At 36.8% G+C, this 13445-nt stretch carries 9 protein-coding genes and 1 rRNA gene; 7 read left to right on the top strand and 3 right to left on the bottom strand.

Going from position 1 to position 13445, the window contains the following annotated elements:
* The 5 genes from KHY58_RS09880 to KHY58_RS09900 all read left to right on the top strand — a co-directional run.
* Window positions 1–2346, top strand: a 2346-nt coding sequence (locus tag KHY58_RS09880; RefSeq protein WP_278473237.1) for a YadA-like family protein, incomplete at its 5' end; no start/stop codon positions are given.
* Window positions 2347–2601: 255 nt separating this feature from the next.
* Window positions 2602–4011, top strand: a complete 1410-nt coding sequence (locus tag KHY58_RS09885) for an MATE family efflux transporter (protein WP_008602691.1) — start codon at window positions 2602–2604, stop codon at window positions 4009–4011.
* 674 nt (window positions 4012–4685) lie between these two features.
* On the top strand, window positions 4686–5723 hold the full coding sequence (locus KHY58_RS09890) for an OmpA family protein (RefSeq protein ID WP_021147846.1): 1038 nt from the start codon (window positions 4686–4688) through the stop codon (window positions 5721–5723).
* Between the two features lie 226 nt (window positions 5724–5949).
* Window positions 5950–7071: an AI-2E family transporter gene (locus KHY58_RS09895; protein WP_278473238.1), complete on the top strand. Its 1122-nt coding sequence runs from the start codon at window positions 5950–5952 to the stop codon at window positions 7069–7071.
* Window positions 7072–7197: 126 nt separating this feature from the next.
* Window positions 7198–7854, top strand: a complete 657-nt coding sequence (locus KHY58_RS09900) for a PepSY domain-containing protein (protein WP_278473239.1) — start codon at window positions 7198–7200, stop codon at window positions 7852–7854.
* 192 nt (window positions 7855–8046) lie between these two features.
* Here KHY58_RS09900 and KHY58_RS09905 read toward each other — a convergent pair whose 3' ends face one another.
* Together KHY58_RS09905 and sstT are read right to left on the bottom strand one after the other, a co-directional pair.
* Complete coding sequence (locus KHY58_RS09905; RefSeq protein WP_278473240.1) at window positions 8047–9564, bottom strand: dihydrolipoyl dehydrogenase family protein; 1518 nt, start codon at window positions 9562–9564, stop codon at window positions 8047–8049.
* Between the two features lie 246 nt (window positions 9565–9810).
* Window positions 9811–11031: a serine/threonine transporter SstT gene (gene sstT / locus KHY58_RS09910; protein WP_004692960.1), complete on the bottom strand. Its 1221-nt coding sequence runs from the start codon at window positions 11029–11031 to the stop codon at window positions 9811–9813.
* A 347-nt stretch (window positions 11032–11378) separates the two neighbouring features.
* Between sstT and KHY58_RS09915 the strand changes: the two genes are divergently transcribed.
* Entirely contained in the window at window positions 11379–12125 is a 747-nt protein-coding gene (locus KHY58_RS09915; protein WP_227065767.1) for a ubiquinone/menaquinone biosynthesis methyltransferase, read from the top strand.
* Here the strand turns inward: KHY58_RS09915 and KHY58_RS09920 are convergent.
* Complete coding sequence (locus KHY58_RS09920) at window positions 12106–12837, bottom strand: SIMPL domain-containing protein (RefSeq protein ID WP_278473241.1); 732 nt, start codon at window positions 12835–12837, stop codon at window positions 12106–12108. The two genes, KHY58_RS09915 and KHY58_RS09920, sit on opposite strands and share 20 nt — an antisense overlap.
* A gap of 542 nt (window positions 12838–13379) precedes the next feature.
* Here KHY58_RS09920 and KHY58_RS09925 point away from each other — a divergent pair.
* A 16S ribosomal RNA gene (locus tag KHY58_RS09925) occupies window positions 13380–13445 on the top strand; the annotation flags it as partial.

A 13445-nucleotide genomic window follows, 5' to 3' on the forward strand; every position in this document is an offset into this window, starting at 1 on the left:
ACAGGTTTGACTAACACTGCATGGACTCTAGGCCAAACACAACCTGTATCTGGTCGTGCAGCTACAGAAGACCAATTGAAATACGTTGATGATCAAGTATCAGAAAATAAAGCCAAGATTGCTGACAATACAGATAAGATTGGTAAAAATGCAGAGGCTATTGCGGATAACAAACAAAAAATAGCTGATAATAAAGCTGCAATTGATAAAAATGCAGTAGATATTGCTACTAACAAAGATAATATCGCAACTAATAAAGCCGATATAGCAACTAATAAAGATAATATTGCGACGAATAAACAAAATATTGCAGATAACAAAGCGGCCATCACTAAAAATGCTGGCGATATCGCAGCCAATAAAGCTAATATTGATAAAAATACAGAAGCTATTGGTCGTAAGATTTCCTTAGGTGGTAATACTGGTTCAACTGATGAGAAATCCTTAAGTACAGGCGATGTGAAATTCAATATTAAAGGGCAAAATGGTATTGTTACTGAAGCTAATGGAGACGATGTAACTGTCAAATTAGATGATGCTACGGCTAATAAAATCAACAATGCAGCAAATACGGATTTGAGCAACTTAACAGATGCTGGTAAACAACAAGTTAAAGATTTATCCGCATGGAACGTAGTAGCTAATGGTAATACTGCTGAAAAAGTTGAAGGTGGCAATACAGTTAAGTTTATCGATGGTGATAACATTTCCATTACTCAAAATGGTAAAGATTTCACAATTGCTACTAAACAAGACGTAACTTTCAATACTGTAAAAGCAAATCAAACTATTACAGCACCAAAAGTGAAAGCTACAGAAGGTGTAGAAACACCTCAAGTAACGGGTTTGACTAACACTGCATGGACTCCGGGTCAAACACAGCCTGTCTCTGGACGTGCCGCCACAGAAGATCAATTGAAACATGTTGATGATCAAGTAGCAGAAAACAAAGCCAACATTGCTGATAATACAGATAAGATTGGTAAAAATGCTGATGCCATTGCGGATAACAAGCAAAAAATAGCTAATAATAAAGCTGCAATTGATAGAAATGCTGCTGATATTGCAACTAATAAGGACAATATTGCTGATAACAAAGCGGCCATCACTAAAAATACTAGTGATATTGCAACTAATAAGGATAACATCGCAACCAATAAAGCTAATATCGACAAAAACACGACAGCTATTGCTCGCAAGATTTCTTTAGGTGGTAACTCTGGTTCTACCGATGAAAAATCGTTGAGCACAGGTGATGTGAAATTTAATGTGAAAGGTGAAAATGGCCTTACTACGGTTGCTAATGGCGACGATGTAACTGTTAAACTCGATGATGCAACTAAAGGCAAAATTGATAATGCTGCAAATCAAGACTTGAGCAACTTGACAGATGCTGGTAAACAACAAGTTAAAGATATATCTGCATGGAATGTAACGGCTGCTGGCGGGACCGTTGAAAAAGTACAAGGTAGTGATACCGTAAAATTCCAAGCTGGTGATAATCTTGTAGTTAACCAAGATAGAACTACTTTCACATATGGCTTGGCTAAAGACTTAAAAGGCCTAAACAGTGTTATTGTAGGTGATGAAAACGGTGTATCTACTAAAATCACTCCTGCAGGTACAACTGTGAAAGATGCAGCTGGCAACTCTACTACAATTAATGGGGGTGGTATGACTATTACTCCTGCAGATACAGCAGCTAGCCCTGTATCACTTACTGTAGACGGCTTAAATAATGGTGGCAACAAAATTCATGGAGTAGCGCCTGGCACAGCTGATACTGATGCAGTAAATGTTAGCCAATTGAAAGCATCTAATGCTGGTTTACAAGAAGCTGTTAACCGTGTCGGTACTGAAACACAACGTGTTGGTGCTCATGCGGCAGCTATGGCAGCGTTGAAACCAATTCAATATGATCCATTGGAACCAACACAAATTATGGCTGGTATCGGTAACTACCGTGGTGAAACTGCTGGTGCCATCGGTATTGCTCACTACCGAACTGAAGATACTATGTTCAACGTAGGTGTTTCACTTGGCACTAGCCATAACATGGTAAATGCAGGTGTAACGCATAAATTTGGTGGTAGTCGTGAAAGAAAAGACGCTATCCCAGAGCGTTATAAAGCAGGTCCTATTAGCTCTGTTTATGTAATGCAAGATGAAGTATCTAGTCTCAAAAAAGAAAATAGTAATCAAAAAACTGTTATTGCTAATCAAGCAGCACGTCTAAATACATTAGAAGCTGAAAATGAACGTCAACGTCAAGAATTGGCTGAAACTAAACAAGGCTTAGATGACTTGCGTGCCGTAGTAAATCAATTATTAGCCGCTAAAGGTTAAGGGTTGAGAGCTAGTTTTGATAATAGTTTAAGATAATTATTTTCCTGTAGACTTAAAGAACCTCTTATAGACTGTTATACCTGATAGGGTATATACATTTTGTATAAGAGGTTCTTTTGCTATTTTGATATGTATTCTTATTTAAAATGCATAACATATGAATGACTTCTCATATGTTGTGTGATATAATACAGTGGAAATAAGAGGTAAAGTGATACCTCTATTATGTATGATCTTGCATGAATAGGAGATAGGATGTTAGACCGTATACAACGATGGCTTTCAATAGACACCATGTTGCCTGTTGCAGAACGATTAGGAGCTGTAGGAACTACAAAGCAGCTATATGGTAATTATTTAAAAATAGCTTGGCCAGCTACATTACAAGGCTTGATGTTACAATTTATGACTGCCATTGATTTGGCGATGGTTGGTGCCTTAGGTGCGTCAGCTCTTGCTTCGGTAGGCATTATGGGGCAACCTGAGATGGTAATGCTCATCTTTTGTCGAGCCTTATCCATTGCTGTGACGGCAATTATAGCTCGTCGTCATGGTGAAGGTGATGTAGATGGTATGAATGCCGTACTCAAGCAATCTATTTTATTGAATTTTTTAATTTATGTACCGTTATTATTGATATGTTTCTTGAATTTAGAGCATATTCTACGTTTTACGGGTGCTGAAGATGGCTATATTGAAACAGCCGTTTGGTATGGTCGTTTCATAGTTATTAGCTTAATATTTCAGTCCTTTAGCCAAATCGTAGGGGCTGCACTCATTGGATATGGTAACACTAAAGTTATTTTTAAATCTAATGTAGTAGGGAATATTTTGAATACGATAATGAATTTCTTCTTGATTTATGGTATTGGTTTCTTCCCTGAACTTGGCGTTATGGGGGCAGGTGTATCCACTATGATCAGTAGTGCTATTATTGCATTATTGTTGTTGCGTACGATTTCACAACATACTTCTACTGGATTAACATTGCGCCATCCGTCGAAATGGACTTTTGAAAGGCCCGTATTACATACAATGTTTCATGTCGGTGGCAGTTCTTTAGGAGAACAGTTCTTTGAGCGGTTCGGTATGTATACATACACTATGATTGTTGCTTCCTTAGGTGCGGTACCTTTAGCAGCACATTACGTATGTATGAATTTAATGGATATATTTTACTATTTTGCGATGGGTCTTGGATTTGCAGGTGCATCACATACGGGGCAAAGTCTGGGACACAAACGACCAGATATTGCACGTACTTATGGTAAAATTGGTGCTCGTATTGGTTTAGTCGTGGGCCTTGTAAGTGCATTAATCTTTATTGGTCCTGGTGATTTTTTAGTACAGTTATATACTCGTGAAAGTGATGTTGTTACACTTTCAGCCACTTTGATGGGCATTATGGCTATCGCTGCATTCCCTCAAGCATTACAGCAAGTGTATTCCGGTGTGTTGAAAGGGGCAGGAGATACATATTACATCATGAAATATTCTCTTGTAAGCGTAGCAATCATTCGTCCTATTATTACTTATTTATTGTGCATTACACTAGGTTTAGGGCTTTTTGGGGCATGGTTATCTTTGTGCTTCGATCAGTCTCTAAGATTATGTTGTTCTTATTTGAGATTTATTCGAGGAACATGGCAACATAAGGTTGTTTAATGAGATGTGAATATAGTTTTAATTTAACTTTTGCTTTATATTAAAAATAGGCTTCATGTAAATGTTAAAATTTAAAATACTAATACTCGATATAATTTCAAACGACAGATAATAATTATATATTTTGTTGATTATTCTTTTTTACATTGAAAGTTTTAGAAGAATTCATGAAAAAATAGTGAATAAACTCTTGTCTATTAAAATTTTTTGATGTACAATACTTAATGTGAAAAAAATGACACATTGGGGAATGTGTTATCTGACCAGAAACTTCTGATTTCACGTATATATGTAAGGGATATACATATGAAATGATAAAAGCCTCCTTAGTGTATAAGGGGGCTTTTATTTGTTCAATTATAGTTAGATCTATTAGTGGATATAATAATGATTTTGATGAACTTACAGGACCAGTGATTTTATTGTTGTTAGAGAATTTTAAAAAAGATAAATAGTATTACAATTACTGGACTATAATATGTGCAGAGAATCGCAGTGATTAGGCAATATAGAGGTGTTAATATTTATATTTATAATATTTATAGATAGATATAGTTGGAACTTCATCAAAAATTCATGAAGAATATTGAATTATATTGAAAAATTGTGTAAAATATAAGCATATTATTACAAAAGCCTAAGTATTTTAAGGGCTATTTTTGGAGGGAATTATAATGAATAAAAAATTATTAGCTTTATTGGCAGTTGCTGCTGTAGGTGTATCCGTAGCAGGTGCAACTCCACAAACTCAATTCAATAAAGGTGAGTTTCAAGTTGATCTTGGTGCGTCTGATTCTAAAGCAAAAACTAAAGCTTGGACTTCTGATGCAAAATGGAACTTTGATGGCGGTGTAACATACGCTTTCACAGATAAAACAGCGTTGCAATACCAATACCATGGTTTGAATGATAAAATGTTCGGCACTAGCTATAGTGATAGAATGCAAGAAGTTAATTTGGTTCAATCCTTGAACAAAAATTTCGCAGTATATGGCGGTTATGCTCACATTTCTGGTGATACATTCCCTAAAGCAAATAATATTGCTCAATTAGGTGTAATTGGTAAAGCTAATCTTGGCTCTAAAGTAGACATTTATGGTAAAGCGGGTGTAGGGACTAAGAGAACTACCACTTGGGAAGCAGGTTTAGGTTATAAAGTTAACCAAGACTGGGATATTAATGCAGGGTATCGTTATATCAATACTAAACGTGATGATAAGTCTAATATTTCCTTCCAAGGTCCTGTAGTAGGATTATCTTACCGTTTCGGTGGTCACAAATCCGTAGCTCCTGTATATACTCCAGCACCAGCTCCTGTATACACTCCGGCTCCAGCTCCTACTGTAGAAGCGCCTGCATATAAAACTCCTAAATTGGACTACTATGTACAATCTATCTACTTTGACTCCGACCAAGATGTTGCTCGTGCAGACCAATATCCAAACTTAACGGCTGCTGTAAATGCTGCTAACCAATATTCTCAAGACCAAGTTAAATTAATGGGTAACGCTGATACTGATGCAAACCCTCAATACAACATTGCTTTGTCTGAACGCCGCGTACAACATGTGGCTCAATATTTAGTTAACCACGGTGTATCTGCCGATCGTCTTATCGGTATTGCTAATGGTGATGTTAAACCAGTTGCAACTAACTCTACAGCAGCAGGTAAAGCTGAAAACCGTCGTGTAGACGTTTATATTCATCGTTAATTTCTAGACTTATCTAGATTAGCCCTACAATAAGTCCACCTTCAATCATGCTCTCTTGTTCATCGGGAATTCGAGCATGCGACAAGGTGGACTTTTGTGTTATACTAAGCTTGCATACAATACTAGGTCATACAATGTTCATTATGCTTTGGTAATGTATGCGATGTGAGAATCGTATAGTTATATAGGTGTAGCTTATTAATAGTGTTATGTGAAGTAGGTTATTATGAAAGAATTTAAATATTACAAACAGCTCATAGGGGCTATTATACTAGCGGGCATTATGATTATGATGGCACTACGTATAAGTGATATTGCTAGTGGTCTTGACGCTATCTTTACGGCCTTTGTTCCGCTCATTGTGGGTGCTTGTATTGCTTTCGTATTAGATATTCTAGTCGTTCGTTATGAGCGATGGCTATGGCCTAAGTGTGACTCTGGATGGAAGTATAAAATACGTCGCCCACTGAGTCTTTTGCTATCTTTTGTAACAATTAGCGTTATTGTGTATTTTATTGCTCGGATGGCTTTACCTCAATTGATTCATTCTATGTCGATTATTGTAGCTGCATCACCGCAATTGTATACGGACTTCCAAACATGGATGCAACATATTACAGAAACAATTCCAATGGCGTCGAATCAAACGATTATAGATGCCTTAAGTGGAGAGAATCTTGCTAAATATACTCGTGAATGGGGGACAAAAGGTGGCACATATATTGTAAATGCAATGGGCACCGTATTGTCGTGGACTTTGAACATTGGTCTTGGCTTAATTTTTGCTGTTTATATATTGCTTGATAAGGAACGCCTTATGTTACAAGGTAAACGTATATTAAAGGCTTATGCATCAGATGAGTGGGTAAATCGAGTTAGTTATGTAACTCGCGTAGCAGTTCAAACATTTAGTAATTTTTTTGTAGGTCAGTTTATAGATGCTTTGGTTCTAGGCGTGATGGTAGGTATTACTTTATGGCTATTTAATATTGAATATGCTACAACGATTGCTTGTGTAATTGGCCTAACTGGTTTGATTCCACTATTAGGTATTTATGTTGGTGGTATCATTGGAGCCGTTATGCTACTTACTGTTGGCCCTATGGATGCTCTCATCTATGTAATTATTTTAGAGGTACTTCATCAAATTGAAAGTAACTTTATTTATCCGAAAATTGTAGGTAATTCTGTTGGATTACCAGGTTTGTGGGTATTTGCTGCCGTTATCGTAGGTGGTAGTTTGATGGGAGTTACTGGTATGTTGATCGGTGTGCCTTTAGTGGCTACATGCTATAAATTGATTATGACTGATGTAGATGGGCGACTTGCATCTAATGAAGGTTTATAGTATATTGTCTAAATGATATGATTATTTACATATTTTAGTGCTGTTGAATATAGCATGAACTTATAGAAATTCTAGCGTACTAATAGTTTGATTAATAGAAGCATAGTATCTAGTAGGAGGATTATAATGAATAAAAAGTTAATTTCTATGGCATTGACGGGTGTATTAGCGGTAGGTATGTTATCCGTTGCTACACCAAGTGTGGCAGATGCACGCAAAACAAAGCCTGAAACAAGTACGGATATCTCTGTAAAACGCGCACCTGGCGAGTCCATAGTTATGACTATGAGCCAAATTGGTACTATTTTCCAAAATCGCTATCCAAATGCGGCGCTTCATTCTGTAGAGCTCAACTCTAATGACTTGAACTATGGTTATAAAGTAGTTGGTTATAGTAAGTATCATCAGTACAAGATGAAAATTGACGTAATCACTGGTAATGCTTCTGATATGGAAGAGGGGGGCAAACCTAAGAAAGTTATTGGGGAGATTTTCAATAAAGATAAAGTTATTGAATCAACTCAAGCAGAACGTGTTGCAAAACAACAACTTGGAACTGATGCTGTTATGAAGGGCTGGAAGATTGAAGCTCATAATGGTAAGGTTTTATACTATGTGACTATGCATCAGGATGGTAAAAAAGTAGTTGTTACAGTAGATGCTGAGACAGGTGCTTATGTAGAACAATCTAAATCCTATAAATTACCACCTGAGCCAGATCAAGGCTTCGATGGTCGTAAAACAAATCTCGTTTGGGGTTCTGATATAGATATGGGTCGCTAACCTATCTATTGATGATTAATAATAAAAGAGCCGAAGGCAATGCCTTTGGCTCTTTTTTGCGATTCCGATACTATAAAATATCGGTTGATAGTGCTCTTGTGTTAGAATATTATTTTTTTACAATAGATATGTTTACAACAAAAGGACTGCACCCTAGGTTTAGTCCTTTTATTATTTATAACTATAGTTGTATTACCAACGATTTTCGTAGTATACTTGTGTCCACATAATCACCTCAACGAGGGATGGGTGTGGACTCATTGTTTCGCCTACAGTGATAACGGATTTAGGATCCATTTTGCGGGCAATACCTTTTTCACGTAATCGTTTTGTGCGTTCAGAAGCGATTTCTTCATTAATTGCTGTCAACGGAGTTACACCACTATTCATAAGGTTCACATAAGGCTGGAAGAGGATAGAGGCTTGAGGGCCTACGACATGCATACCAAGGATATGGTTGGTGTCTTTATCTACCACAATTTTTACAAAGCCATCGTTTACATCTCCAGGGTTAATACCCATTGCATAGCCTTTAGCTGTAGAGGAGTAGTAGTTTTTACCCACACCTACATTGTAACCAGTCTTAATAGCTTCTGCTTCAGTAAGACCTACGCTACCAATTTCAGGGTATGAGAATGTGACTTTAGGCAATGTATCATATCGTGCCCAACGGTAATCTTCTTCACTTGTTGCGTAGAAGAGATTGTGAGCAATAATATCTGCTTCGTAGTTTGCACGATGACGGAAGGCAGGTTCACCATTTACATCACCTAAAGCGTAGATACCATCAACGGATGTTTCTAAGAATTCGTTAGTTTTGATCCAGCCTTTAGGCCAAGTTTCAATACCAGTGTTTTCTAGGTGAAGTTCTTCTACAGCTGGACGGATACCTGCAGCTACAAGGATTTCTTCAACTTTAGTTTCTGTAATTTCGCCAGTAGTACGATCTTTAGTAACGACTACTTTAAGGCCATCTTCTTGGCGGATTTCAACAGTGTCTTGATTTAGAAGTACGTTGATACCACGTTCTCTGTAGTTGTTAAGTAAGTGTTCCGATATATCTGCATCTTCTTTAGGTACTAAACGTACATTGTGTTGAAGAATTGTTACCTCTGTACCAGCAGAATCAAATACGTGAGCAAACTCAACACCGATTGGTCCGGCACCAAGAACGGCAAGAGATTTGTATGGTTGTTTAGGGAATTTATCGCCAAAGAGGCTTTCACTAGTAAGGAAACCTGCCTCTTGAAGACCAGGTACATTCGGTACATTACTATAGCCACCTGTACCAAGGATAATTGTAGGCGCTGTAATTTCTTCAATGCCAGAACCATCGTTAAGATGGATGTTCATCACTTTATCGGATACAAAACTTGCTGCACCACGATATACATCTACGTTGTCATAGGCATTGTAATAATCATAAATGCCTGCAGATTCGTCAATTTTATGCCAAGTACGCTTGGACACAGTATGCCAGTCCATAGTAGCAGGTCCAACGTTAACGCCAATTTTTTTGAATTCTTTTGTTTCTTGAATTGCATTAGCTGCTGTAACCATAACTTTTGTAGGAATACAACCGCGAGTTAGACATGTACCACCAAATTTACCTTTTTCTATGACTGCCACTTTAAGGCCTTTTTTGAGCGCAGCATCAGCTACGATGGTTGCGCCGCCTGTACCAACTACAATAATATCGTATTGTTTCATGTTGATTCCTTCCTATATATCTACTAATAGTTATTATCATTAACTATATTATACCACTACATTGAAGAAAATCAATATAGTTTGTTAGTGATTGGTGAAAGTTTATATTTAGTTTATCCAAATACATAATATTATTTCCAGAAAATTAAGAGGCGCGGATATATGTAACTTTCACAAAGTCCTATAAAAGAATGTACAATTAGTTTACAAAAAAAAGACGGTCCCAAAGGACCGTCTAAAAAAATTTTAGTTCCAATCTTGATGATAACCGCGTTTTGCATAATCAGCAGTAGCAGTGAAGAGGATATCTGTGCTAGAGTTAAGTGCAGTTTCCGTGGAATCTTGTAATACCCCGATAATAAAGCCTACGCCTACAACTTGCATTGCTACATCATTGGATATACCGAATAGGGAACAAGCCAATGGAATGAGTAACAAGGAACCGCCTGCAACACCAGAAGCCCCACATGCACCAATAGTGGCAATAACAGATAATAGGATTGCGGTAGGAATATCTACAACGATACCTAATGTATGCGCCGCAGCTAATGTCATGATTGTGATTGTAATTGCTGCACCACCCATATTGATTGTAGCTCCTAATGGAATGGATACGGAATACATATCTGGATTAAGTTTCAATCGTTTGGCTAAATCAAGGTTTACGGGAATGTTTGCAGCAGAACTACGTGTAAAGAACGCATAGATTGCAGATTCTCGTAAGCATTTGAATACCAATGGGTATGGATTACGACGAAGGTAAATAAAGGATAAAATTGGATTGATTACTAGTGCTACAAAGATCATAGAACCAAGTAATAATACGAGTAATTGAAAGTACCCAATCAAGGCTTCGATGCCGTTAGTAGCAATGGATTCTGCTACAAGGCCCATAATACCAAGAGGGGCGAATCGAATGATCCAACCTACTACAGTAGTAATAGCTTGTGCAATGGACTCCATAACTTCCTTCGTATTCATCGGTGCATGGCGTAAAGCACCACCAATGATAAGTGCCCAACCTAAAATACCGATGTAGTTAGCAGTCATTAATGCTTTTACTGGATTATCAACTACATTTTTTAGTAATGTTGTCATAACCTCTACGATACCTTGTGGTGGTGCGGCATCGGCGGCACCTGCTGCTAGGTGTAATGTAGTAGGGAAAAAGAAGCTTACGATTACTGCTAAAGCCGCAGATAGGAATGTACCTAGTAAATATAAGGTTATAACAGAGCCCATACCTGTCTTTTGTCCAGAGCGATGTTTACTAATCGCAGCAATTACTAAGAAAAATACGAGGATAGGGGCGATACCTTTTAGCGCTCCAACGAAGAGGACTCCTAATAAAGCAAGTTCATTGGCCACATCGGGCACATAAAGAGCAGTTAAAATACCAATAATCAAACCTATGATAATTTGTTGGATTAGACTGACTCTATTAATTGATTTTACAAATCGATTCATAGTACACTCCAATACTTATATAAAAACAAATAAAATCCCATGATAAAGTATCCTTTCAACATGGACATATGTCATTATACAACGAACATGAAATGGTGGCAATAGATATTATAATCGATAGTCGTATATATTTATTTATGAATATAGGTAAAAAATAAATATGTGTGTTTAGTTCTATATTATGTAGCGGAAAATACTAAATACCAGTGTTTTTAGTAGGTATGTATATATTACATAGTCACTATATAGAGTATATATATTAGGATTCTTTTTAGCGTTCCTATAGTGTGGTATACTATGCCATATATAATTCTTGAACATAGTTCTTGATTTGTGAAAGGTCCATAATGAATACTAAAGAATTTAAAACGTATGCAGATAAAGAGAAATTTGTACAAGGCGTTTTTTCTAATATTGCAAAAAACTATGACTTAATGAATACGGTGTTAAGCTTTGGACAAGATTATTTTTGGCGTAAATTCTCTGTAAAAGCGATGAATATCGGTCCTCACCAATATGTACTTGATGTGGCATGTGGCACTTGTGTATTTACGAAGGAAGCATTACGTCAAGAGCCCACTTTGAAGGTAGAGGCATTAGATTTTAATAGTGAAATGCTAAATCAAGGTCGTGTTCGTATTGAGGCTGCTGGTTTACTTAATCAAGTAAATTTAGTACAAGGTGATGCCATGGCCTTACCATATGAGGATAATACATTTGATGCTGCAATGAGTGGCTTTGCAATGCGAAATGTTCCAGATATTAAGCAGGTATTGTCTGAAATGCAACGCGTGGTAAAACCAGGGGGGAAGGTTGTGGTGTTAGAACTTGCAAAACCAAGTATGTTTGGGTTTAAACAGTTATATAACTTCTATTTTTCATATATATTGCCTATTATAGGAAAATTGAGCAAAGATAACTCTTCCTATGCATGGCTTCCAGAATCTTTACGTAGATACCCGCATCAAAGTGAGATTTTAGAAATCTGGAAATCTCTTGGATATGAAAATGCCACCTATCATGAATTGACAGGCGGCATTGTAGCTGTACACGAAGGTGTGGTACCAAAAAATTCTATTGTAGATAATAAGTGATGTTAGCGTCTTGTGAAACTATTAAAGAGCCTTTTTCTACAGGTGTAGCAGTTTCGAGAGCTGCTTTTAGCATTACTGGGTTACGATAGTAACCAGAGTCCATTGTGCTAGTTTCAGTTGTGCTAATGGAAACAGTTTTTACTGGTCCCAATGTACGACCGAGGGCAGCTGCGATAACTTCTGCTTTATGGCGACCGTTTTGAATCGCTTCTGTAGTTAAAGAATCAGATAATTGTTGAGACACATCATTTTGGAATGAAAGGTTGTTGATGTCGTTAGCACCAGCGCTAACAGCGGCATCGACAACCTTTCCTACGTTATCAAGGTTATTGATCTTAACTGTTACATGATTTGATACATTGTAACCTGTATTGATGCGTTTGCCGTCTTGATAGTCACTCGTTGGATTGATGGAAATGCTAGATGTATAGATGTCTTTTTTTGCAACACCTAAGTTAGCTAATTGACTAATTAAATTACTCATAATACGATCATTATTAGATTTTGCAGCATTGATATTGGTATTTTGGCTTGTAATACCAAGTGTTAAAATCGCATAGTTAGGTGCTACAGATCGAGACGCTTGACCAGTAATATTAATTTCTGAAGTATCAAATGTACCTTGTGGTGCAGCAAATGCAGCAGTTGCCATAGTGGCACATACAGCAGCTATAGCTATAGTTTTTGATAATAAATGTTTTGATAGTTTCATACTCAATCTCCTTACACTAATGTAATATTCATATTGATAAATGCTATTAAAATAGAGCCAATTTATGCTAAAAGTTCTTTATTACAGCTCTATTGTACATGATTGATTGCGTAAAATCAATTATTGGTTTTGTGCCTTAAAATGAAAATAAAATGAAATTTTTGCGAAATTGAGAATTGGGGGTTGCGATTATATTTTCATTGTACTATAATATGCATACAGTCGTTTGAGCGGCTGTTTCTTAATGAGTGTAGCAATACACTTAGAAGTTTAAATTTAACTTCAAAAAAGATTATAAAATGTATTGACATGAAAGTAGTCAAATGTTATTATAATCAAGTCGTCAATTGAGGCTGAACTTTAGATGAAGTGATCCGAATTGATAACAGATCTTTGAAAACTGAACAATGATAGGTAATCAATCGAAATGATTGAACATATGCCAGAGTGCGGGTTTTGACAAAGTCAAAACCAACCATAATTCAAAGCTACTTAATGGTAGCGACAACAAAACAAATGAGCTATTCAAATAGCTTCAAGATATCTTGGAGAGTTTGATCCTGGCTCAGGACGAACGCTGGCGGCGTGCTTAACACATGCAAGTCGAA

Source organism: Veillonella parvula (assembly GCF_018366295.1).
Classification (GTDB): Bacteria; Bacillota; Negativicutes; order Veillonellales; family Veillonellaceae; genus Veillonella; species Veillonella parvula_P.

Coding starts and splice junctions, on each gene's coding strand:
- KHY58_RS09885 (WP_008602691.1), top strand. CDS start 2,602: ATGTTAGACCGTATACAACGATGGCTTTCAATAGACACCATGTTGCCT.
- KHY58_RS09890 (WP_021147846.1), top strand. CDS start 4,686: ATGAATAAAAAATTATTAGCTTTATTGGCAGTTGCTGCTGTAGGTGTA.
- KHY58_RS09895 (WP_278473238.1), top strand. CDS start 5,950: ATGAAAGAATTTAAATATTACAAACAGCTCATAGGGGCTATTATACTA.
- KHY58_RS09900 (WP_278473239.1), top strand. CDS start 7,198: ATGAATAAAAAGTTAATTTCTATGGCATTGACGGGTGTATTAGCGGTA.
- KHY58_RS09905 (WP_278473240.1), bottom strand. CDS start 9,564: ATGAAACAATACGATATTATTGTAGTTGGTACAGGCGGCGCAACCATC.
- sstT (WP_004692960.1), bottom strand. CDS start 11,031: ATGAATCGATTTGTAAAATCAATTAATAGAGTCAGTCTAATCCAACAA.
- KHY58_RS09915 (WP_227065767.1), top strand. CDS start 11,379: ATGAATACTAAAGAATTTAAAACGTATGCAGATAAAGAGAAATTTGTA.
- KHY58_RS09920 (WP_278473241.1), bottom strand. CDS start 12,837: ATGAAACTATCAAAACATTTATTATCAAAAACTATAGCTATAGCTGCT.